The organism is Streptosporangium sp. H13245 (genome assembly GCF_055690525.1).
Window position 1 is genome coordinate 28361 of record NZ_JBSZKT010000051.1, and the last position, 21593, is coordinate 49953.

A 21593-nucleotide genomic window follows, 5' to 3' on the forward strand; every position below is an offset into this window, starting at 1 on the left:
ACCGGGGTGCAAGGGTCAGCGGGAGGCGGCCCACTTCTCGTGGGCGATCCACAGCCGCTGCCAGAGCTTGGCGCGTTCCGCGAGGGTGACGTCGGGCAGGGACAGGCCGAAGACGTCGGCCAGCATCTCGAAGTAGTCGCGTTCGGTCCGCGCGGTCAGGGTGTGCTCGCGGTCGCCGAGACGGGTCAGGACCAGGCCCCGCATGACGTCGACACCGCTCGCGTCGCGCCGCTGGACCGTGGCCACGCGGACGAAGCCCGACTCGGGCGAGGTGGAGAAGAACTCGTGCATCGCGGCGAACTCCCGCATCTCGGCCGGGGCGGCGCGGAAGTCCATGCCGAGGAAGTCGCCGCGCGGGTCGTGGTCGAACCGCCACCCGCCGGGCTCCACCTCGGAGGGACGCAGGCCGTAGGTGAAGGGCCCCTGCCGGTAGGTGCCCTCGACGAGCGGGAGCGGGTCGTGGATCGCGTCGCCCAGGCCCTGGTCGACCAGCCACTCTCCGCCGGGATTGCCCGGACCGGGCAGTCCGGAGACCGTGAGCACGAGGTGGCCGCCGTCCACGTTCGGCGGGCCCCCGGTGCGGCCCTGCACCCCGCCGAGGTGCCGGGTCACCCGGTAGCCGAGCGCCTTCAGCAGCACGGAGAAGGCCCCGTTCAGGTGGTAGCAGTAGCCACCCCGGCCCCGGACGATCCGCGCCGCGGACTCCACGGGGTCGACGGTCGTCGGGCGGCCCAGCCAGATCTCCATGCACTCGTACGGCACGCGCTCCGCGTGTGCCCGGTGCAGCAGGCGCAGTGACTCCGCGCTCGGGGGCCCGTCGATTTTGACGCCGATCCTGCGGAGGTACGCGGTGACATCGATCACCCTGTCACGGTAACGCCGAGCTGGGCGCGTACCTAGGGCCGGACGTGCGCTTTCTCGGACACGTGCCCGCACGGGAACGCGGGAATGGCAGGGAATGACCGGTGAAGGTGGTGAACGCCCGCCGCGCCCCGCCGCGCCCCGGCGGGTGTGCCGGGGCGCGGCGCGTCCGGTGGGCTCAGGCGCGGCGCATGGCCCGGGTGCCGACGAGCAGCCCCAGCACGGCCACCACCACGGCCGCGATCACGCCGCCGCCGGTGGCCGCCGAGACGATCTCGCCGTTGAACAGGGCGCGCTCGGCGTCCACGACGTACGTGAGCGGGTTGAGCCGCGAGAGCACCCGCAACCAGCCCGGGGCGTCGCTGATGGGCAGCAGCATCCCGGCGAGCAGCATCAGCGGGAAGAGCAGGGTCTGCTGGACCCCCCAGAACATCCACTCGCTGTTCTTGGACGCCAGCGCCAGCGTGTAGGACAGCGCGCCGAGGCCCACGCAGAAGACGGCGATGACCAGCAGGCCGAGGAGGGTTCCCGCGAGGTGCGGGCGGAACCCGAACGGGACGGTGACGGCGACGACGACCACCGTCTGGGCGAGCGTCGGCACGATCTCCTTCAGGGCGCGCCCGACGATCAGGGCGGGCCTGCGCAGCGGGGAGACGAGCATCCGCTCGTGCGATCCGGACTGGATCTCGACCAGCAGGTTCGCCCCGGTGGCGGAGGTGCCGAACAGGCAGGACATCACCACGACGCCGGGAACGAACCACTGCAGCGCGGACCCGCCCTCCACGGCCGGGAGCAGGGGCGCGAACAGCGCCAGGAAGAACAGCGGCTGCACCATCGTGAAGATCACGGAGAACGGGTTGCGCAGCACGGGACGCAGCTCGCGGCTGAGGACGGTGACGGTGTCGGTGACCATGGTGGTGCCGCTCATGCCGCGTTCTCCTTGGCGGTCGTGACGCCGGACCCGGCGGCGGGCTTCGTGGTGCCGGGTTTCGTGGTTCCGGGGTCTGTGGTGACGGGGTTCCCGGTTCCGGATTCCGGGGTCTCGGGTCCGGCGACGCCGTCCTCGCGAAGGCTGCGGCCGGTCAGGTTGAGGAAGACGTCGTCGAGGGTGGGGCGGGTGACCTCGACCCCGGTCACCTCGATGAGCGCGTCGTCCAGGCCACGCAGCAGCTTCGGCGCGAGCCGGACGCCATCGGCCACCTCGATCACGACCCGCGCGCCGGTCCGCTCGACCCGGGCGCCCGCCACGACGCCCAGCGGCCCGGTGACGGCCCGGCGGGCCTCCTGCTCGCCACCGAACGTCAGGGTGACGCGGTCGCCCGCGTGGTCGGCCTTGAGCCGTGCCGGGGTGTCGTCGGCGATGATCCTCCCGTGGTCGATCACGACGACCCGCTCGGCCAGCTGGTCGGCCTCGTCGAGGTAGTGGGTGGTCAGGACGATCGTGGTGCCGTGCTCGGCGCGCAGCGCGCGGATGTGCTCCTGGAGGTTGGCCCGGTTCTGCGGGTCGAGGCCGGTGGAGGGCTCGTCCAGGAACAGCAGGCCGGGGGCGTGGATCAGGCCCATCGCGATGTCCAGCCGCCGCCGCTGGCCACCGGACAGCGACGACACGACCCGGTCGGCGACGCCCTCCAGGTCCAGGGAGGCGATCAGCTCGGCCGCCCGGTCGCGTGACGCGCGGGCGCCGAGCCCGTACGCGCGGCCCTGGCTGATCAGCTCGTCGCGGCCCTGCTGGCTGTGCGCGGCCCCGTTGCCCTGGCCGATGTAGCCGATCCGGCCGCGCACGCCGCGCTGGCCGGTCGTCACGTCGTATCCGGCGACCTCCGCGCTGCCCGAGGTCGGGGGGAGCAGCGTGGTGAGCATCCGCAGGGTGGTCGACTTGCCTGCCCCGTTGGGGCCCAGCAGTGCCACCATCTCGCCGGAGGCGACGTGCAGGTCGAGGCCGCGTACCGCCTCGACCGTATCTTTCCCGACAGTGAAGTGCCTGGTCAGCACGCTCGTGCGGATCATCGTGCTGTTCATGGGGACCACGCTAAAATTCGTTCCGGCCACTTTCTGGCCGGAATGGACGGGAATCTGGATTCATGGCGAACACGAGTGCGCGGATGCTGCGGTTGCTGTCCCTGTTGCAGACCCATCGCTACTGGCCGGGCGGTGAGCTGGCCGACCGGCTGAACGTGAGCGACCGGACGCTGCGGCGCGACGTCGACAGGCTGCGCGAACTGGGGTATCCGGTCAACGCCAACCGGGGTGCCGCGGGCGGCTACCAGCTCCAGACCGGTGCCGTCATGCCGCCCCTGCTGCTCGACGACGAGGAGGCGGTGGCCATCGCCGTCGGGCTGCGGACGGCGGCCGGGGGCGCCGTGGCCGGTATCGAGGAGACGTCGGTACGGGCGCTGACCAAGGTGATACAGGTGATGCCGCCCCGGTTGCGGCGGAGGGTCGACGCGCTGCGTGCCTACACCGTGCCCGCCGTCGTCGGCGGGGGGCCCACGGTCGACTCGCTCGCCCTGACGGCGATCGCCCAGGCGTGCCGGGACGACGAGCGGTTGCGGTTCGAGTACACGGCGCGCGACGGCGACCGGACGACCCGGCTGGTCGAGCCGCACCGCCTCGTGTCCCTGGGGCGCCGCTGGTATCTCGTCGCCTGGGACGTCGAACGCCACGGCTGGCGCACCTTCCGCGTCGACCGGCTGGCCGGAGCGGAGTCGACCGGCGCCCGGTTTCGCCCGCGCGAGCTGCCCGGAGGCGACGCGGGGGCGTTCGTCCGCGACAGCATCACGTCGATGCCGACGCAGTACCAGATCGTGGTCGTCGTACGGGCGACGGCCGCCGACGTCGAGCGGGTCGCGTCACCCCTGGGAGGAGCGGTCGAGGCCGTCGACGACGGGTCGTGCCGGTTGCTGATGAACGCCGACGGGATGGAGTGGCCGCTCCTGGTCCTCGCCGCGCTGGACGCCGAGTTCGAGGTGGTCCAGCCGGAGGAGTTCCGGGACTACCTGCGCGCCACCGGCGAACGGCTCACCCGCGCGGGCGCCGGAGAAGGTCCTCGCACGCGAGAGGACCCCGTCCGGTAGGTGTTTTGGCCCGCCGAGTGCGCAGAACCTTCACAATTCGCCACAGGTCTTCTGCACGGCTCCGGTCTACGCTGCCGGGCATGGCAACCCCTCAGCAACGACGTGTCCTCGTGGTCGAGGACGACGAGACGATCGCGCGGGCCGTACGCCACAGGCTGGCCGCCGAGGGCTTTGACGTGCAGGTCGTCGGGGACGGGCAGGCGGCACTGGCCGCCTACGCGAGGACGGGACCCGACGTGGTGGTGCTCGACCGGTTGCTGCCCGGCCTCGACGGGCTGGAGGTGTGCCGGAGGATGCAGGCGGCCAGGCCGGTACCGGTGCTCATGCTCACCGCGCTGGGAGAGGAGACCGACCTTCTCGTGGGGCTGGGGGTCGGGGCCGACGACTACATGGCCAAGCCGTTCAGCATGCGCGAGCTGGTCGCCCGGGTGCACGCCCTGCTGCGCCGGGTCGAGCGGGCCTCCCAGCTGGCCGTGACCGACACGGTCATCCGCCTCGCCGACATCGAGATCGACACCGCCGAGCGCCGCGTCTACGTGCGGGGCACCGAGGCCCAGCTGACCAGGACCGAGTTCGACCTGCTCTGCCGCCTCGCCGAGCGCCCCGGCCAGGTCTTCGAGCGCGAGCGGCTGCTGGCCGACATCTGGGGCTTCTCCGAGGCCGCCGCCACCCGCACGGTCGACAGCCACGTACGGGCCCTGCGCCGCAAACTCGGCCCCGGCGTCGTCCGTACCGTCCACGGCGTCGGCTACGCCCTGGTCAAACCGTGAAGGGGTGCCCCGGTACGCCGGTGGACGTGTCCTCGCGTACGGCCGTATGCGAGTGTTCTGGGCCGGTGGACGCGACCGTGAAGGGGTGCCCTGGTACGCCGACGGACGCGCGCTCGCGTACGGCCGTGAACGCCGTGCCGGTGGACGCGTGGTGCCCGCGCATGACCGCGAACGCGCATCTCGGCGGTGCCACGGGGGCGCGCTCGCGTACGACCGTGAACGTACGCCGTGACAGCGGCGCGAACCCGGGCTTTCGCGGGCCCCTCAGACGGCATTCGTGTCCTGACGAGAACCGACTGTCCTTTTCGTCACTCAGACACTCGTGTGTACTTCCCCTCCAAGACCGGGACGCGCCGACCATTGAGACCTCTCGACTTCCTGGGCCGGATCAAGATAAAGCTCGGAATGGTGATCCTGCTGGCCGTGGTGACGGCGTTCGTCGTCAACGAGGTCGGCATCAACGCCGGTTACTCACGCGACGTGCGCGTCGCGGTGGCCATGGTGTTCGCGCTGATCATGATGCAGTTGCTCGCGCGGGGGATGACCAAGCCGCTGCGCGAGATGGCCGCCGCCGCGCAGACCGTCGCCAAGGGCTATTACGGCCTGCGGGTCACCGCGTCCTCCCGTGACGAGGTCGGCGAGCTGGCCCGCGCCTTCAACGCGATGGCCGCCGACCTGGGCGAGGTGGACCGGCAGCGACGCGAGCTGGTGGCCAACGTCAGCCACGAGCTCCGCACGCCGATCACCGCGCTCCGCGCGGTGCTGGAGAACGTGGTCGACGGGGTCTCCGATCCCGATCCCGTCACCCTCGGTACCGCGCTCGCCCAGACCGAGCGGCTGGGCCGCCTGGTCGCGCAGTTGCTCGACCTGTCCCGCCTGGAGTCCGGGGCCCGGCTGATCGAGCGTGAGGACGTCGAGCTGCGCCAGCTGTGCGAGCAGGCCCTGCGGGAGGCCGTACTGGCCAGGGAGGGCGTGGTGGCGCGCTGTGAGGTCCCGGAGGGGCTGGGCGTGCGCGCCGATCCCGACCTGCTCGCGCAGGTCCTCGCCAACCTGCTGGACAACGCGGTACGGCACAGCCCGGCCGGTGGGGTGGTGGTGCTGGCGGCGACGGCCAGCGGAGAGGGAGTCCGGCTGCGGGTGAGCGACCAGGGGCCGGGGATCGCGGCCGAGGACCGGGCACGGGCGTTCGAACGCTTCTCGCGCCTGGACGCGGGCCGGGCCGCCGACGACGGCGGCGCCGGGCTGGGCCTGGCCATCACCAAGGAGATCGTCGAACTCCACGGCGGCTCCATCCACTTTGACGACGGTGTCGGCTGCCATGTCGTGGCCGACCTTCCGGAAAGGATCGAGATGAACCCCCCTCTCCCCGCCCAGGGCCCCCTGCCCCCGGAGGCGGACGCCGTCGCCCCGGGACAGGCCCCTCCGAGCGAAGCCCCCGTGGATTCCGTGGATCTCGTGGCTTCCACGCCTTCCGTCCCGCTCACGGCCGGTACGCCGTCCGGACATCGCGAGGCCGCTGTGGTCTCCGGGGGCTCCGCGTCCGGCGAACCGGTGGGAGCCGGTCGGGCATCCGGGGCCGTCGAACGGCTGGAACGGGGTGAAGCGGCGGAAACCGGCCGGGTGCCCGAGGTCCGTGAGACGGTCGGGGCCGGGCAGGCGTCCCGGTCACGAGAGATCGCGGCGACCGCTTCCGCTTCCACGTCCGGATCGGTGACCAGCCCGGTGCCCGGTTCGACGGTGGGTCCGGTGACGGGCTCGGCAGTGGGTTCGATGACCGGTTCGGCAACGAGTACCGGTTCGGCAGTGGATTCGGTGACCAGCTCGGGAATGGGCCCGGTGACCGGTTCGGGAATGGGCCCGGTGCCCGGTTCGGTGACGGGCTCGGGAATGGGTTCGGTGCCCGGTTCGGGTTCCAGCCCCGGCGGACCGGCCGGACACGCCCAGACCACCGAACTCGCGCAGACCATCGAGCCCGCTGTCGCACCCGCCCAGACCACCGGACCCGCTCAAACTGCCGCACCCGCCCGTACCGCTCAGACCATCGAGCCCGCTCAGGCCGCCGAACCCGTTCAGGCCGCCGAACCCGTTCAGGCCGCCGGACCCGTTCAGGCGTCCGAATCTCGTGACACCGGCGAGGCGCCCGATACCCCCGACCCGGCCACGGCTATAAGCGGACCCGGGCGCGGCGTGACGTCCGGGCAGGTGCCCGCCTCCCCGGATCCCGCCTCCCCCGATTCCGAAGCCGCCGTCCCTGGAGCGGCCCTTCCCGGAGCCGCCGTCCCCGCCGCAGCCCCTCCTCCCGTACGACCCTCCCCGCAGCCGTACCCCCCGCAGCCCGTTCTCGCCCGGCGTAGGGGTGCGCGTCAGAAGCCGGTCGCGATGCGGAACTGGCCCGGGGCGTTCGTCGGAGTCTTCCTCGGCGGCGTCGCGGGGCTGGTGTGCGCCGCGATCGTGGGTATCGGCCTCGCGAGCATCGACCCCCTGCTGGGCGCGTTCGTTGGCACGGTCATCTTCACCATCGGCGCGTTCGTCGGCACGGTCATCGGCGCCACCACGCCCACCAACGATTTCCTGGCCTCCGCCGAACCGCTCCCGCACCGGCCTCCGGCACGGGGGCCCGCCGCGCGGCACGCCACCGTACCTGGTCAGGGAGCTTCGCAGCGGGAAGGCGAGACACGGCCGACGGGTGTCAGGGAAGGGACAACGGGCGCGTCTTCCCGGCAGGGCAGAGGGAAAGGTCCCGGGGCTCCCGGCGGATACGAGGCGCCGCCGATCTTTCCCCGGCCCGACCTGCCGGACACGCCCCGGTGGGTGCTGCCGGTGTCGGCCGCCGTCGGGCTGCTCGCCGCGGTCGCGGTGCCGTACAGCAGGGCCGGGCTGGGGCTCGTGCTGGTGTCCGCGGCGATGGGGATCGCGGCGATCCCCTCGGTACGCAGGAGGATCACCCCGTGGTCGGCGGGGATGGGGGCGATCGCCTACGGGCTGGTCGCGACGGTGATGTTCAGGGACGCGGATTGGCTGGTCGCGATGCTGCTGCTGGCCGGGTTCCTGACGGCCGCGCTCGCTCTGTCGGGGGCCGGGCGCGGCTGGCTCGGGGTGCTCAGGGGCGGCGCGTCGGTGATCCTGGGCCTCCTGCCGGTGCCGTGGTTCCTCGGGGCGAGGCTGAAGGGCCTCGCGTCCCGTCGCCGCGTGATGCCCCTGCTGCTGGGGGGCGGGCTGACCGTCGTGCTGCTGGCGGTGTTCGGGGCGCTGTTCGCGTCGGCGGACGCGGTCTTCGCCGAGGCCGTACGGCAGGTGTTCAGCGCGCAGGAATGGGCCGAGTCGCTGCCGCTGCGGATCCTCCTCTTCGTCGTCTTCGCGGCCGTGGTCGCCTCCTCGGTACTGGTCGGGCTGCGGCCCGTGGCCGAGCCGAAGGCTCCCGAACTGAAGGTCACGGTCGGCCGAAGCCTCTGGGTGACCCCGCTGACGGCGCTCAACCTGCTGTTCGCCACGTTCGTGGGAATGCAGCTGACCGTGCTGTTCGGCGGTACCCGGTGGGTGCTGTCCGCCACCGGGCTGACCTACGCCGAGTACGCGCGCTCCGGGTTCTTCCAGCTCGTCGTCGTCAGCGTGTTCGTCCTGGCCATCGTGGCGGTCGCCTCGGGGACGCTGGAGCTCAAGGGGGCCGACCGCTGGCTGATGGCCGGTCTGCTCGGCCTGCTCTGCGTGCTGACCCTGGTGATCCTGTTCTCCGCGCTGCACCGCCTTGACCTGTACGCCGACGCCTACGGGCTCTCCCGGCTGCGGGCCTCGGTGTCGGCGACGGTGCTGTGGCTGGGCGGGGTCTTCGCGTTGGTCCTCGCCGCGGGCGCGGCCCGGCTCACCGGGCGTGGGCACGCGCGCTGGCTGCCCAGGACCCTCGTCATCATGACGAGCGCCTCCCTGCTGGCGTTCGCGGTCTGGAACCCCGACCTGCGGGTCGCGGAGACCCAGATCGCCGTACGGGGCATGGAGCGGGTCGACCTCGACTACCTCGGCGACCTCGGCGCGGAGGCCGTGCCCGCCCTGGACAGGCTGCCGGAACCGGCCCGCAGCTGCGTCCTGAGAGACGTGGTCGCGGCCAACGAACTCGCCGGGCCCGACCCGTGGAACGGCTGGAACCTGGCCCGCCGCGAGGCGAGGAACCTGCTGGAACGGCACCCGGTCGACAGGGGAGCCTCATGCCCGCAGACACCCTCCCGCCTGGAGATCCCTGACCAGGACTGAGTAGTCTCGAACCCGCCGGGCCGGGCGACCGGTCTGGCGGGTTCGAATCCCGGGCCTTCCGTCGGCCGGAAGAGCTACCAGCCGGTGCGGTGCATCGTCCACGCGATGGCGGCCTTGGCGGCCCGGCGTTGGTAGCCACGCAGGTGGGGGACACCCGGTGGGGCGGGCTGCCTGCTCATACGAGTCCAGTATCCGGCGAACGCCGCCGCGTAGCTGGTGATCACCTCTGCGGGGACGGGATCCCAGACCGGGAGCCCGGTGAGGGCTTTCTCCGCGGCCCCGGGGGAGTGCCCGGCCATGACCAGGTGAGGGACCAGGTCGGTGGTGTCCTGCCAGGCGGTGCTCTGGCAGGGCTGTGCCCAGTCCACGACGATCGCGGTGGTGCCGGTAATGAGCAGATTGTCGGGCCGGATGTCTCCGTGGACCAGCGTGGCGCCGTCCGCGTAGGACGTCCATAGCCCTTCGAGGTCGGCGAGCGCTTCCAGGTGGCGCCGTTCCCAGTCGCCCAGATCCGCAGGAGGGGAGAGGGCCAGGTCGCGCCATCCGTGCAGCAGGCGGGCCCGGCTCATGGAGGCCGATGGAAGGCCGGTCAGCGGGTTCGGGGTCAGCAGGGCCGCCATGTCGGAGAGCGTCGAGGCGACGAGCGGCACGTCCGGCGAGCCGGGTGCCAGATCGGGGTGACGGCCGTCTATGTCGTCGAAAATCAAGATGACCCATCCGGTCGCCGTGCCGTGCCAGCGCAGACGCGGGGTCGGCGCGTTGCCGGGGAGTCGCCCGGAGGTCTCGGCCTCGGTGCGGTACTTGGCGGCGAGGACGTGATCCTCGGGAATGGCCTTGACGAACACCCGGTCGCGGGCGAGGCCGAGGCGTGCCGCGACTCCCGGTGTGAAACCGCCACTCTGGACCTCCGCCGTGACGACGGTGGAACCGAGGTGAGCGGTGACGAAGTCGCGCAGTAGCGCGGGGAGTCGCTCCCAGGAGGGACGTACGGCGGTGGAGCCGAGGGGCGGGTCGCCGAGGTGATCGAATGACATGGAAGGCCCCGTACGTTGGGATGGGTCGTCGGCAACGTCGTCTCGCCGGGCAGGACGAGGCATTGCCTCGTTTTCATCCCTGCTCGGCGCCGGTAGCTCGCCCTTCTGTGGCGTGTGGGAGCACGGGTTCACCGTATCGGCCGTCGCTGTCCGGTGTGGGCGGTGTGCTGCTCAGCCGAGGTCAAGGTGGTGGAGATAGGCGTCGATGGACAGGCGTAGTGCGCTCGCCGCGTCCGGGGCGGCGCGGTGGGCCAGCACCAAGATACGGTCCATGGAGTTCTTCAGGGACGTGACAGTGGGGATCGGCGGTGAGGTGACCAGCGCCTCCAGCTCACGGAGGCAGGACCGGCCGATCGGAGTGATCGCGATGTCGGTGTCGAGGTGATACCAGCCGTAGAACGCCGTTCGCGGTGACAAGGCGGTTCGGATCAGGGTGCGCGCGGTGGTGTGCAGCATGTGCGTTTCGGCGTAGGCCATGAAGTCCTGTCCCCGGGCGATCCGTTTACGGATCATCCAGCCCAGCACCAGCGCTTCGACGATGAGCTGTTCGCATGTAGGGGACATGGCCAGGTGATCGGTGACGAGCCGGGTCACGGCTGGATCGGTTACCTCGTCGTGGGCTTGGGGGCGGTGTAGACGGCGTGGCCGTGCGTGAAGGCGGTGATCTCATCGATCAGGTTGGAAGGGGCCACGTACAAGTCGAGTTGATGGAGTTTGCCCTCGTTCTCGACAAGGTGAACGTAGCCAAGGCCTCCCATGCGGGGCACAATCCTGTCGGGCCAGCCGTTCATGATCGAACCGAGTTCGGCGATAGCGAGGACGTCGAGCACGCTGATGAAGTCGGCGAAGGCCGATGGTGCGATTCCGACGACGAGGTCGACGTCGGAGAGCCGGTCGGAGGTGCCGCGCGCGAGGGATCCGCGGACGAGCAGATGGGTGACGGCGGGGCTGGTGACGAGGCGATTGATCGTTTTTTCCATGATGGCGAACTGGCCGGGCCGGTTCACCGTGGCGAGCCGGTCGATGGCCTCATGGGCGTCGAGCATGGAATGCCCTTTCTCGATCGTCGGTCTTCTCAGGTGGCGTTCGTACCGAGCAGGATTGATTTGCGATCACGCCACATCTCGGCGCTTCGCGTCGCGCCGCTGTGTTCGTACAGCTCGCTGATCAGGTCGTAGACGTGTCCTTCGGGAAGGGCGTGGGTGAAGAACAGTCGCAGCAGGTGCCGTTCGGCCGCTTGGGCATATCCGAGCCGGAGCAGCGCGCGCGCCTGCTCGGCTTTCCGTCGCAGCAGGTCGTCGTCAAGGCGCGGTAGATGACGCACGCAGCCACTCGGGAGTCGTTGTCCCGTGGTCAGCTCAGCCAGTTCGGGGCTGGTGTAGCAGTCCAGGATCAGGTGGAGGCGCGTTGGTCCGTGCAGGTTGCAGGCTCCGTGCGCGAACGTCGGAGTGAGCCGCCAGATGTCGCCCGTGCTCAGGTGAACCGCCGAGCCCGCGAGAACCAGGTAGGCCGAAGGGCTGGTGACGACGGGGATGTGCAGCCGGTGTCGCTCGACGGAGCGCAGTTCCCCGTAGTCGCGGTGCTCCCATAGAAAAGCCCCCGCGTCGAGACGGGCGATTCGTGCCCACATGTATCGCAGCCCGAATCCGGAGATGAGCCGTCGGGTGGCCGGCATCAAGGCCAGCAGGTCGGTCTCCACGGGTTCGCAGTCAGCGATGGTCACGTCGGTGGCGACGCCGGTCTCGTTCAGTAGCGACAGGGTTCCCCAGCCACCCGACTGGTACTCACCGTACTGAGCGGCCCATCCGTCAGGGACCGTCAGGATTTCATGGCGGACGCGTTCCAGCGTGTCGGCGTCGATGGTCCCGGCGCGGGCGACCTGATGTGCCAGTGCGGTCATTGGGAACGTCCTTTCTCGTGCGGCTGTTTCGCGGCGGCGTGGGACGAGGCCTGTCGCGCCGCCGCGTCCGTTCAGGGGGCCGGGGGTTCGTGTCGGGTGGTGAAGACGATGGCGGCCTGGCACATCTGAGCTTCCAGGTCGTCAGGGGGGCGGGCTTGGATGATCAGTGGTCCGGGGATCGGCCAGGCGGCGAGGGCGTAGAACAGGCGCGAGTGCGTGCCGTACAGGACGGTCCAGTCCGTCCAGGCCCGGTCCAGGCGTTCGGCCTGTGCGCGGGCATGCTGGTCCCACAGGCGGCGAGGCGTGCGGATGAGGGGCAGGCCATCGCGGTGCCGCCCTGAGGTCGTGGGTCGGCGCCGCATCACGAGATCCTCTCCTCGGTGGCCTTTCTGGCTGTGCTCTCCTGGTGGTCGACGGCGGCCCGCAGCTCGTCGAGGGTGTCGCCGTCCACGGTGCGTCCAGCCCCGGCGTCCTGCTCGGCGTCGGTGAACGGGGCGACACGGGAGGCCCACAGTCGTCCTGTGTCGCTGGGGAAAACCCGCCAGCCCGGAATGGCCGGTCTGGGGGCGGCGGATCTAGCATCTTTCACGGATCGGACCTCCATCCGATCAAGGACCCGCTCGGACGTTGCAGCGTCGAGCGGGTCCGCCCTAAGGGGTTACGTGACAGGAGAGGGGGCGCGGTTCCTGCTCAGGCAGGCCTACTCAAAGTGTCGTATGACACTAGACGTTAGGGGAGGTCGAGGCGATCGTCAAGGAAATGGCCTACGACACTTGGGTAAGGTGTCTCGTATGTATGTAGATCCGCATTCACCTGCGCGTCGCATAGCGACCGACCTGCGAGCCGACATCGCCGCCGGGCGTCTGCCCGCAGGCGGGAAACTGCCGTCTGTGCGGGATCTGGCCGAGCGCTACAGCGTGTCCCGCAGTACCGCGAGCAAGGCGCTGATCCTGCTCAAGTCCGAGGGGCTTGTGGTCACCCGGCACGGCTCGGGGGCTTATGTGCGTGAGTCGTACCCGATTCGACGCCTTGGGCCGGACCGTTATGCTCGTCGCCGCTGGACGCAGACCACGGTCGAAGTGTTCGCCACCGAACGCCCGAAAAGCGGCTCGGCTCGGCAGCAGGGAGAACAGACACAAGATGTCTCCCTGGTCGCCGCCGACGAATTGGCCGCCACCGCGCTTGGCGTTGAGGTTGGATCGTCCGTGTACGAGCGGGCTCGCGTTATGACCCGTGACGGCATCCCTACTCATTCGATGACGTCCTACTATCGTCCCGCCGATGTCGAGGGCACACCTCTGGTCGATTCCTCGCCGGGGATCGCCGGTAAGGGCGGCGGGTTCCAGGTGCTGGCTGACAAGGGCCTTCCGCCGTATGAGATCACCGAAGAACTCCACGCCCGGATGCCCACGGCTGACGAGACACTGCTTCTGGATCTTCCGTCGGGTGAACCTGTCGTCGAGGTGCGTCGCGTGACCCGCACGGCCGATGGTCAGGTGGTCGAGTACGCCCGGGGCGTCCATGCGGCGAGCCGATTCATGTGGTCGTACACCTTCCCCATCCCCGACTGAGGGCCTTCATGAAGGCGTTGGCCCGTTTCCCGGACCTCGCCACCGCGCGGGACAGCAGACCCCGCCGGTCAGGGGTGACCGGCGGGGCGAGGGCTTTTCCCGGTATGGCGGGCGCGGGGGCCGCGTCGTGTTGGACGAGGGTCAGGGCACCCAGTGGTTGCCGGTTACGGTGATCATGACCTGGAGCTGGACGCTGGTCGAGTAGTAGTCGCTCGCCGTGAACGGGGTGTTGAGCATCTTGTTCCACAGGGCGTCCAGCCACGCCTGGCTGCCGGAGTCGGTCATCGCCGCCACCGCGAACGGGGCGAAGTAGGCCGGTTCGCTGCCGCTGGAGATCTGGGTGCCGTTGAGGGAGTAGCCGACCGCGATGTTGTTCGGGTTGCCGCCGGTCTTGCCCTTGATCCAGGTGTTCAGCTTGCGCGCGGCGGCGAGAGACTTGGCGTCGCCGCTGGTCACCGCGTCGTTGCCGATCCGCCACGGGTCGCGGCAGGCGTTCCACCAGAACTTGCCGTCGTTGGCGTCCTCCAGGACCTGTCCCGGCGCGGGCTTCGGGGTGGTGTTGGTGTTGACCACGAAGTCGGCCAGCAGGCCCGTGCCCGGGGCGTAGGTCGACTGCTGGGAGGCGATCAGGTTCTGGTGGTTGGTGCGGACGGTGTCCCAGGTCGTGTCGCCGGTGGCCTTACGGAACGCCCTGAAGTGGTCGATCATCCAGTCCGAGGAGCGGCTGATCCAGTAGTACTCGTCGCCCGGGCTGCTCCAGTCGCCGAGCTTCATAAGCTTGGTGGTCGCGTTGACCTCACCGGCCTTGATGGCGTTGATGTGGTTGATCGCGAGCTGCCTGTAGTTGTAGGTGCCGGAACTGCCCCACTGCCGATCGGCGAGCAGCAGGCCGTAGGCCACGTCCAGGTCGCCGTCGGTGGCCGAGTCGCCGCCGTTGACACTCTGGCAGGCGGTGTTCTGCTCGGCGGCGAGCAGGCCGGGGGTGATCGACGACGGGTGGGCCAGGACGTACTTCACCAGGCCGTCGAAGATCTTCTTCGCGTCCGGGTCGGCCCCGGCCATCGTGGCGGTGATGACCATGCCGTACCCCTGTGCCTCGGCCACGTACGGGTGGTCGGCGTCGGGGGAGATGATCTGGTACCAGCCGTTGCCGCAGTTCTGCTTGACGAACGCGGCCTTCCACGCCCTGTAGTAGTCGATCACCTTCTGGTCGAGCGTCGCCTGGGCGCCGGTCGGGCGCAGGATCCCGGCCGCGTACGGGATCGTGTGGGAGCCGAACGGCACGCCGGGGCCGCCCGGCGACGGGGTGGGCGTGGGCGTCGGCGTGGGCGTCGGGGTCGTGCCGCCCGTGCTGCCGTAGACCTCCACCTCGTACAGCGAGTAGCCGTAGGCGGTGCCCCGCGCGGTCCCGTACACCCGCACGTAGCGGCCGGTGCCCGACACGGTCAGGTCGTCGGTGCCGCCGTCGCCGGTGGTGGTCGAGTAGGCGGAGGTCCAGGTGGAGCCGTCGGGCGAGACCTCAACGCGGTACGACTTCCCGTACGCGGCCTCCCAGACCAGTTTGACCCGGGAGATCGTGGCGGAGGCGCCGAGGTCGACGCGGATCCACTCGGGGTCGTGGCCCTCGGCGGAGGCCCAGCGGGTGGCGGGGTTGCCGTCGAAGGCGGCGCCGGGGAGCAGGGTGGAGTCCTCGGTGGAGGACGAGGTGGCCGGGCGGCCCTGGGAGAGCAGGGAGTCGGCGGCGAAACCGGGCGGGGCCACCAGCACGAACACCGATGCGATCAGTGCCGACGCCAGTGCCAGGACGAGGACGGCCGAGGGGGGTTGGAGACGTAGGGGTCGCTGGAGGCGTTGAAGGCGCGGTCTCGCATGCACAGGGGTGCCCTCTCTGCGGATCATCTAGTTAGGAAAGATTCCTAACTAGGGAAAGATGGCATCATTCCTGACACGCCACGGTCAAGAGGACGGGGGGCCCAAATTCCCACGACGCACGACACTGGGGAAATCCGGGACATGGGCTGGGAGAACGAAGGCGATCACCGGGTGCGGCGAAGACCTTCCGGGTGATTGAATCCCGGCATGTCGTTCGATGTGTTGATCAGGGGTGGCTGGGTGCTGGACGGCACCGGGGCCCCGGCCTTCCGGGCCGACGTCGGCGTCAACGGCGACCGGGTCACCGCCGTGGGCCGCCTGGACGGCGCGGACGCCACGACCGTCGTCGAGGCCGCCGGGCGCCACGTCATGCCCGGCCTCGTCGACTGCCACGTCCACGGTGACGCCCTCGTCTTCGACAAGGACGTGCAGTTCGCCGCGCTCCGCCAGGGCGTGACCACGTTCGTCCTCGGCCAGGACGGGCTCTCCTTCGCCCCCACCACCACCCCGGAGAGCTTCGCCTACGCCACCCGCTACTTCGCGGCCGTCAACGGCGTCCACCCCTCGGCCGACGGGCCGATCGGCGTCGGGGAGCTGCTCGCGGGCTACGACCGGGCGACCGCCCTGAACACCGCGTACCTGCTGCCGCACGGCACGATCCGCCACGACGTGATGGGCGCCGCCGAGCGGGCCGCCACCGCCGACGAGCTGGCCGCGATGCTGGCCCGCGTCGAGCGCGGCCTGTCGGAGGGCGCCGCCGGTCTCTCCACCGGCCTGGAGTACGCCCCCGGCCGCTACGCCGACGCCGCCGAGATCGCCGCGCTCTGCGCGCCGCTGGACCACCTGCCGTACGTGACGCACATGCGCGGGTACGGCGCGGCGGCCCCCGAGGGGATGGCCGAGGTGACGGACATCGCCCGGCGCTCGGGCGCCGCCGTGCACGTCTCGCACTACCACGGCCCGGCCGCCACGCTCCTGCCGCTGGTCGACGAGGCCCGGCTCAAAGGGCTGGACGTCACCTTCGACACCTACCCCTACCTGCGAGGCAGCACGATCCTGGCGATGGTCGCGCTGCCCGGGTGGGTCCCGGCCGCCGACACCGGCCGCGCGCTGGAGCTGCTGGAGTCCGAGCCGATCGAGTGGGACGAGACGCTCTGGCCGAGGATCACCTTCTCCCACGTGCCCGGGGCCGAGTGGGCCGAGGGGATGACGCTGCCCGAGGCCGCCGCCGAGGCCGGGCTGGAGCCGGGGGAGTTCTGCCGCAGGATCCTGATCGACACCCGGCTGGAGGCCGGATGCGTGTCGGCCCGCCCCGACGAGGGCCCCGAGGGCGAGGCGTCGGTCCGCGCGATCCTGCGCCACCCGGCTCACACCGGCGGCTCCGACGGTATTTACGTGGGCGGCCACCCCCACCCCCGCGGCTACGGGGCGTTCGCCCGGATGCTCGGCCACCACGTCCGCGAGACCGGCGACTGGACCCTGGAGCAGGCCGTCGTCCACCTCGCCTCGCACCCGGCCCGCCGCTTCGGTCTCGAAGGGCGGGGCCTCGTCCGCCCGGGGCAGGTCGCCGACCTGGTCGTCCTCGACGCCACCGCGGTCGCCGACCTGGCCACGTACGCCGTACCGCGTACCCCGGCCACCGGGATCGGCGACGTCCTCGTCTCCGGGGTCCCCGTCCTCGCCGGAGGGGCACTCACCGGCGCCACCCCCGGCAGGGCACTGCGCCCCTGAGCCTCTGCGTTCCCGAACCCCCGCGCCCCTGAGCTTCTGCGCTCCTGAACCCCTGCGCTCCTTAATCCCTGAGCCCCAAGAGAAGCCCGAGGGCGCGGCCATGGAGAGAGCGCGGTGAGGATAGGGTCCTCTGGGCGGCCAAGGGGGCGCGATCTCCCACGCCCGGATCCGACGGGCGGCGAGCCGCCGGATCCGCCGAGGCGACCGGAGGGGGACGGGACGTGAAGGGCATCGTGGATCCCGGGGCGGCGCTGGGGGCCTCCCTGTTCGGCGGGGCGTTCACCTTCCCCGTGATGGTGGCCCACCGGAGCGCGCTGGAGCACAACATCGCGACCCTCGCGGCCTTCACCCAGCAGTACGGGCTGACCTTCGCCCCGCACGCCAAGACCACCATGTCGCCCGAGCTGGTCGGCGCGCAGCTCGACGCGGGCGCGTGGGGACTGACGGTCGCCACCCCCAGCCAGGCGCTCACCCTGCGCGAGTTCGGCGTCTCCCGGATCGTCCTCGCCAACCAGGTCTTCGACCCGGCCGGGCTGGCCGCCCTCGCCGCCCAGCTGGCCGACGACCCCGCGTTCGAGTTCCTCTGCTTCGTCGACTCGGTCGCCGGGGTCGAGGCGCTCTCCCGGCACGCCGGGGCCAGGCCGTTCCGCGTACTGGCCGAACTCGGCCACGAGGGCGGGCGCGGCGGCAGCCGTACGCTCGCCCAGCTGCTGGAGGTCGCCTCGGCCGCGCGGGCGGCCGAGGGCGTGGAGCTGGCGGGCGTCGCCGGGTACGAGGGATCGCTGGGCTCGGCCGAGGAGGTGCGCGCCTACCTGTACCGGCTGCTGGAGGCGCTGGAGCACCTGCGGGTGCGCGACCCGATCCTGTCGGTGGGCGGCAGCCAGTGGTTCGACGTGATCGGCCGCGAGCTCGCCACCTGCCAGGCCAGGGTCATGCTGCGCAGCGGCGCCTACGTCTCCCACGACGACGGCTACTACCGCGAGCGCACCCCGTACACCCGGATGGACGGGGAGCTGCGCGCGGCGCTGGAGGTCTGGGCGCACGTGCTGAGCGTTCCCGAGCCCGGTCTGGCCGTGGTGGGGTTCGGCAAGCGCGACGCCCCCTTCGACGAGGGGCTGCCGATCCCGCGCGGGGCCGTCGCGGACGCGACGGTGCTCAAGGTCCAGGACCAGCACACGGTCCTGAGCCTGGCGCCGGGCTCGCCGGTGGGGCCGGGGGACCTGGTGTCGTTCGGCATCTCCCACCCGTGCACCGCCTTCGACAAGTGGCGGGTCATCCCGGTGGTCGACGAGGAGTACGTCGTCGTCGATCTGATAAACACTTTTTTCTGATTTCGTGGTTTTTCTTTTCTGAGGACTTTCTGAGGAACGGTGAGATGAGCGACAAGCAGGAACTGAGGACCGACGAGGGCGCGGCGCCCGTCGGGGCGTACTCGCAGGGCCTCGTGGTCGGCGACTTCGTCTACACCTCGGGCATGGGGCCGCTGAGCCCCGAGACCGGCGAGGTCGTCGGGACCGACGTGGCCGAGCAGACCCACCAGGTGATGCGCAACCTCGGCGCGATCCTCGCGGCCCACGGGCTCGGCTTCGACGACGTGGTGAAGTCGACCGTGCACCTAGAGCACCTCAAGCGCGACTTCGCCGCCTACAACGAGGTGTACAAGTCATATTTCACCCGCCCGTACCCGGTCCGCACGACCGTCGGCTCGGACCTGATGGACATCCTCGTCGAGATCGACTTCGTGGCCTACAAGCCGCGTTAGAGTCTGACCGACTTCGTGGGAGGGCGGCGGCTTGGACAGCTCGCTATACGTCTACGTCGAGGACGTACGCGGGGAGGGCCTTGAGGCGGTCCTCGACCGGATCACCGGATACGGCGTGACGGGCGTGACCGTGGCCGCGGCCTACCACCGTGCCCGCGACGTCACCCCGCACGGCCGCTCCCGGGTGACGCTCCGCAGTGACGGCGCGCACTTCACGCCGCCCGCCGACCTGTTCGGCGGGCTGCGGCTGGTCCCGCCCGTCCAGCAGGGCGCCGAGGACGAGCCGCTCGCCGCCCTGCGCCGGGCCACCGCCGAGCGCGGGCTCGCGCTGCACGGCTGGACCGTCTTCCTGCAGAACACCACGCTCGGCCTGGCCAACCCGGACGTGACCGTACGCAGCTGCTTCGGCGACCGAGGCTCGCCCGCCGACCTGTGCCCCTCCCACCCCGACGTACGCCTGTACGCGGTCGCGCTGGGCCGGGCGGTGGCCAGGCAGGGCGTCGACAGCGTGGTGGCCGAGGCGCTGCACTTTGGCACCTTCGGCCACGGTTACCACCACGAGCGCAGCTTCGTCCCGCTCGGGCCGATGGACGCCTTCCTGCTCGGCCTGTGCTTCTGCGGCTTCTGCATGCGCCGCGCCGCCGACCTGGGCGTCAACGCGGAGGTCGCGCGGGAGGAGTGCTCCAGGATCGTGGGCGCCGTGTTCGACGGCGACCCTCCGGCCCAGGGCGAGGTGACCCGCGCGGCCCTGACCGCGTACGCGGGGCCCGAGGTGGTCGCCTACGCGCGGGCCCGCTCGGAGGTGGTGACCTCGCTGGTCTCCGAGGTCTCCACCGCCGTCACCGGTGAGGGCTCGCGCCTCGTCTTCCTCGACGCCACCGGCGCCGTCAAGGGCTACACCGACGGCCTGCCCTCCCCGGGGCTCGCCGCGCACGACTCCTGGCAGCTCGGCGTCGACCTGGTTGCCCTCGGTGACCTGGTGCCCTCGCTCGGCGTGCTCGCCTACGCCCGCGACGCGGCCAGGGTGGCCGACGACGTGGTCGCCTACCGCCGCTCGACGGGCAAGGACAAAGAGCTGCGGGTGGTCCTGCGGCCGGGTCTCCCCGACACCGACTCGGCCGACCGTCTCGCCGCCAAGGTCCGGGCCGTGCGGGCCTCGGGCGCGGACGCGGTCGACTTCTACGCGTACGGGCTCATGCCCTACCCGATCCTGGACCGCATCCCGGGCGCGCTCTCGGCCTGACCCCGGTCTCTCGTACGATCAGGCGGTCTCGTACGTTCAGGTGGCCCTGTGCGTTCAGGTGGCCTTGTGCGTTCAGGTGGAGCGGCCGGAGAGCGCGGTCGCGATGCCGAGGCCCAGGTAGACGATCCCGCTGAAGTGGCCGATCAGGGGTGCCCTGCTCCGCAGCCGCCCGCCGACGGCGCCCGCCGCCATGGCGTAGATCAGGTCGGAGAGCAGGCCCAGGAGCAGCAGGGTCCCGCCCAGGACGGCGATCTGCAACGGCACCGCGCCCGCCTCGGGCACCACGAACTGGGGCAGGAACGCCAGGAAGAAGAGGATCACCTTGGGGTTGAGCACGTTGACGACCACGCCTTCGAAGAAGATCGCCAGAAGCGGCTGCGGCGCGGCCTCCCCGCCCGCGAACTCCTGCCTGCTCGTCAGCGCCCTGACGCCCAGATAGACCAGATAGGCCACACCGGCCCACTTGATCACGTTGAACAGGGTCGCCGACCGCGCGATCACGTACGAGAGACCGGCCGCCGCCGCGGCGATGTGCACCATCGTGCCCACCTCGACGCCGATCGCGCTCGCCACACCGGCGGCGCGGCCCTGTGAGACGGCACGGGTGATGATGTAGATGTGGTTCGGGCCCGGTACCAGGACCAGGGCCAGAGACGCGACCGAGAAGATCAGCAATGTGGACGGCGAGATCATGTCCCGACCCTAGGGGCGTCCCGGCCCGCGCCGTCAGGGCCAATGCGCGGGTCCTTTGGTGTACCAATCGGTGCCCGTTCGTCCCCCGCCGGGGTACCAATCGCTTCCCGCCGGTGAGATGTCGTTTCGGTCGGTACCCCGTGCGATACTCGCCGACGTGGGGTGGCAAAGCACGCAAAGCGTTCTGATCGGGCGATCGGCAGAGCTCGATCGCCTGATCGCCGTGCTCGACACCGCGGCCGAGGGGCAGGCCGGGGTGGCCCTCGTGGGAGGCGACGCGGGCATCGGCAAGACCCGCCTGATCACCGAGCTGGCCGAGCGGGCCGAGGCGGCGGGGTTCGCCGTGCTCATCGGCCAGTGCGCCGAGCTCGGCGACGCTCTTCCCTACCTCCCGCTCGCCGACGCCCTGCGCTCGGCGCGCGGGGAGCTGCGCGCGGCGCTCGACGCGCGGCCGGTCCTCGGCAGGCTGCTGCCCGGCGGCACCGACCCGGGCAGGGAGAGCACGTCGGGCCTGACGCAGCAGCAGCTCTTCGGCTCGATGCTCGGCTTCCTGTCCGCGCAGCCCGTGCTGCTGGTCCTCGAGGACCTGCACTGGGCCGACCAGTCCACCCGCGACCTGCTGGTCTTCCTCAGCCGGATGCTGCAGACCGAGCGCGTCTGCCTCGTCGGCACCTACCGCACCGACGACCTCCACCGCCGCCACCCGCTGCGCCGGGTCCTCGCCGAGCTCAAACGCCTCCCCTCGGTGACACCGGTGGAGCTGGTCCCCCTCGACCGCCACGAGATGACCGACTACCTGGCCGCGCTCGGCGGTACCGACGCCGGTGTGATGCGGAA

The 21593-nt window shown here is 71.0% G+C and carries 20 protein-coding genes; 9 read left to right on the top strand and 11 right to left on the bottom strand.

Annotated elements, in window-relative coordinates; all coding sequences use genetic code 11:
* Positions 1-15: 15 nt before the first annotated feature.
* From ACW9TB_RS36970 to ACW9TB_RS36980, 3 genes are all read right to left on the bottom strand, one after another.
* Positions 16-864 (bottom strand): arylamine N-acetyltransferase family protein, encoded by an 849-nt coding sequence (locus ACW9TB_RS36970; RefSeq protein WP_472752772.1) that lies wholly within the window; start codon positions 862-864, stop codon positions 16-18.
* Positions 865-1039: 175 nt separating this feature from the next.
* Positions 1040-1789 (bottom strand): ABC transporter permease, encoded by a 750-nt coding sequence (locus ACW9TB_RS36975; protein WP_472752773.1) that lies wholly within the window; start codon positions 1787-1789, stop codon positions 1040-1042.
* A complete protein-coding gene (locus tag ACW9TB_RS36980) occupies positions 1786-2868 on the bottom strand; it encodes an ATP-binding cassette domain-containing protein (protein ID WP_472752790.1) in 1083 nt (360 codons plus the stop codon). Before ACW9TB_RS36980 ends, ACW9TB_RS36975 begins: the two co-directional genes overlap by 4 nt.
* A 74-nt stretch (positions 2869-2942) precedes the next feature.
* On the opposite strand from ACW9TB_RS36980, the gene ACW9TB_RS36985 reads away from it, so the two are divergent.
* From ACW9TB_RS36985 to ACW9TB_RS36995, 3 genes are all read left to right on the top strand, one after another.
* Positions 2943-3935: a helix-turn-helix transcriptional regulator gene (locus ACW9TB_RS36985; RefSeq protein WP_472752774.1), complete on the top strand. Its 993-nt coding sequence runs from the start codon at positions 2943-2945 to the stop codon at positions 3933-3935.
* 80 nt (positions 3936-4015) lie between these two features.
* A complete protein-coding gene (locus ACW9TB_RS36990; protein WP_472752775.1) occupies positions 4016-4705 on the top strand; it encodes a response regulator transcription factor in 690 nt (229 codons plus the stop codon).
* Positions 4706-5065: 360 nt separating this feature from the next.
* Positions 5066-8950: a DUF4153 domain-containing protein gene (locus tag ACW9TB_RS36995; RefSeq protein WP_472752776.1), complete on the top strand. Its 3885-nt coding sequence runs from the start codon at positions 5066-5068 to the stop codon at positions 8948-8950.
* A 74-nt stretch (positions 8951-9024) separates the two neighbouring features.
* Here the strand turns inward: ACW9TB_RS36995 and ACW9TB_RS37000 are convergent, their stop codons facing one another.
* The 6 genes from ACW9TB_RS37000 to ACW9TB_RS37025 form a co-directional block, all read right to left on the bottom strand.
* Positions 9025-9984: a phosphotransferase family protein gene (locus ACW9TB_RS37000; protein ID WP_472752777.1), complete on the bottom strand. Its 960-nt coding sequence runs from the start codon at positions 9982-9984 to the stop codon at positions 9025-9027.
* A 171-nt stretch (positions 9985-10155) separates the two neighbouring features.
* Complete coding sequence (locus ACW9TB_RS37005; RefSeq protein WP_472752778.1) at positions 10156-10578, bottom strand: hypothetical protein; 423 nt, start codon at positions 10576-10578, stop codon at positions 10156-10158.
* An 11-nt stretch (positions 10579-10589) separates the two neighbouring features.
* A complete protein-coding gene (locus ACW9TB_RS37010; RefSeq protein ID WP_472752779.1) occupies positions 10590-11030 on the bottom strand; it encodes a nucleotidyltransferase family protein in 441 nt (146 codons plus the stop codon).
* 29 nt (positions 11031-11059) lie between these two features.
* Positions 11060-11884: an aspartyl/asparaginyl beta-hydroxylase domain-containing protein gene (locus ACW9TB_RS37015; protein WP_472752780.1), complete on the bottom strand. Its 825-nt coding sequence runs from the start codon at positions 11882-11884 to the stop codon at positions 11060-11062.
* Between the two features lie 71 nt (positions 11885-11955).
* On the bottom strand, positions 11956-12246 hold the full coding sequence (locus ACW9TB_RS37020; protein WP_472752781.1) for a hypothetical protein: 291 nt from the start codon (positions 12244-12246) through the stop codon (positions 11956-11958).
* Positions 12246-12473, bottom strand: coding sequence for a hypothetical protein (locus tag ACW9TB_RS37025; RefSeq protein ID WP_472752782.1), 228 nt, complete (start codon positions 12471-12473; stop codon positions 12246-12248). Before ACW9TB_RS37025 ends, ACW9TB_RS37020 begins: the two co-directional genes overlap by 1 nt.
* A 202-nt stretch (positions 12474-12675) precedes the next feature.
* Between ACW9TB_RS37025 and ACW9TB_RS37030 the strand changes: the two genes are divergently transcribed.
* On the top strand, positions 12676-13455 hold the full coding sequence (locus ACW9TB_RS37030) for a GntR family transcriptional regulator (protein WP_472752783.1): 780 nt from the start codon (positions 12676-12678) through the stop codon (positions 13453-13455).
* 141 nt (positions 13456-13596) lie between these two features.
* On the opposite strand, the gene ACW9TB_RS37035 is transcribed toward ACW9TB_RS37030, so the two are convergent.
* On the bottom strand, positions 13597-15228 hold the full coding sequence (locus ACW9TB_RS37035; protein WP_472752784.1) for a glycosyl hydrolase family 8: 1632 nt from the start codon (positions 15226-15228) through the stop codon (positions 13597-13599).
* A gap of 306 nt (positions 15229-15534) precedes the next feature.
* Between ACW9TB_RS37035 and ACW9TB_RS37040 the strand changes: the two genes are divergently transcribed.
* The 4 genes from ACW9TB_RS37040 (at position 15535) to ACW9TB_RS37055 (ending at position 20063) form a co-directional block, all read left to right on the top strand.
* The gene (locus tag ACW9TB_RS37040) at positions 15535-17058 is read left to right on the top strand and encodes an N-acyl-D-amino-acid deacylase family protein (RefSeq protein ID WP_472752785.1); all 1524 of its coding nucleotides are present in this window, start codon (positions 15535-15537) and stop codon (positions 17056-17058) included.
* 221 nt (positions 17059-17279) lie between these two features.
* Positions 17280-18389, top strand: a complete 1110-nt coding sequence (locus tag ACW9TB_RS37045) for an alanine racemase (RefSeq protein ID WP_472752786.1) — start codon at positions 17280-17282, stop codon at positions 18387-18389.
* A gap of 44 nt (positions 18390-18433) precedes the next feature.
* On the top strand, positions 18434-18820 hold the full coding sequence (locus ACW9TB_RS37050) for a Rid family detoxifying hydrolase (RefSeq protein WP_362679598.1): 387 nt from the start codon (positions 18434-18436) through the stop codon (positions 18818-18820).
* A gap of 31 nt (positions 18821-18851) precedes the next feature.
* Entirely contained in the window at positions 18852-20063 is a 1212-nt protein-coding gene (locus tag ACW9TB_RS37055; RefSeq protein ID WP_472752787.1) for a hypothetical protein, read from the top strand.
* A gap of 72 nt (positions 20064-20135) precedes the next feature.
* Here the strand turns inward: ACW9TB_RS37055 and ACW9TB_RS37060 are convergent, their stop codons facing one another.
* Entirely contained in the window at positions 20136-20756 is a 621-nt protein-coding gene (locus ACW9TB_RS37060) for a LysE family translocator (protein WP_472752788.1), read from the bottom strand.
* A 223-nt stretch (positions 20757-20979) separates the two neighbouring features.
* Here ACW9TB_RS37060 and ACW9TB_RS37065 point away from each other — a divergent pair.
* A partial coding sequence (locus ACW9TB_RS37065) for an AAA family ATPase (RefSeq protein ID WP_472752789.1) occupies positions 20980-21593 on the top strand: 614 nt, incomplete at its 3' end.

What these genes read in the sequence shown, in the direction of transcription:
- ACW9TB_RS37015 (WP_472752780.1), bottom strand. Translation starts at nt 11,884, where the DNA reads ATGACCGCACTGGCACATCAGGTCGCCCGCGCCGGGACCATCGACGCC.
- ACW9TB_RS37030 (WP_472752783.1), top strand. Translation starts at nt 12,676, where the DNA reads ATGTATGTAGATCCGCATTCACCTGCGCGTCGCATAGCGACCGACCTG.
- ACW9TB_RS37060 (WP_472752788.1), bottom strand. Translation starts at nt 20,756, where the DNA reads ATGATCTCGCCGTCCACATTGCTGATCTTCTCGGTCGCGTCTCTGGCC.
- ACW9TB_RS36980 (WP_472752790.1), bottom strand. Translation starts at nt 2,868, where the DNA reads ATGATCCGCACGAGCGTGCTGACCAGGCACTTCACTGTCGGGAAAGAT.
- ACW9TB_RS36975 (WP_472752773.1), bottom strand. Translation starts at nt 1,789, where the DNA reads ATGAGCGGCACCACCATGGTCACCGACACCGTCACCGTCCTCAGCCGC.
- ACW9TB_RS36990 (WP_472752775.1), top strand. Translation starts at nt 4,016, where the DNA reads ATGGCAACCCCTCAGCAACGACGTGTCCTCGTGGTCGAGGACGACGAG.
- ACW9TB_RS37010 (WP_472752779.1), bottom strand. Translation starts at nt 11,030, where the DNA reads ATGCTCGACGCCCATGAGGCCATCGACCGGCTCGCCACGGTGAACCGG.
- ACW9TB_RS37020 (WP_472752781.1), bottom strand. Translation starts at nt 12,246, where the DNA reads ATGCGGCGCCGACCCACGACCTCAGGGCGGCACCGCGATGGCCTGCCC.
- ACW9TB_RS36985 (WP_472752774.1), top strand. Translation starts at nt 2,943, where the DNA reads ATGGCGAACACGAGTGCGCGGATGCTGCGGTTGCTGTCCCTGTTGCAG.
- ACW9TB_RS37040 (WP_472752785.1), top strand. Translation starts at nt 15,535, where the DNA reads ATGTCGTTCGATGTGTTGATCAGGGGTGGCTGGGTGCTGGACGGCACC.
- ACW9TB_RS37050 (WP_362679598.1), top strand. Translation starts at nt 18,434, where the DNA reads ATGAGCGACAAGCAGGAACTGAGGACCGACGAGGGCGCGGCGCCCGTC.
- ACW9TB_RS37000 (WP_472752777.1), bottom strand. Translation starts at nt 9,984, where the DNA reads ATGTCATTCGATCACCTCGGCGACCCGCCCCTCGGCTCCACCGCCGTA.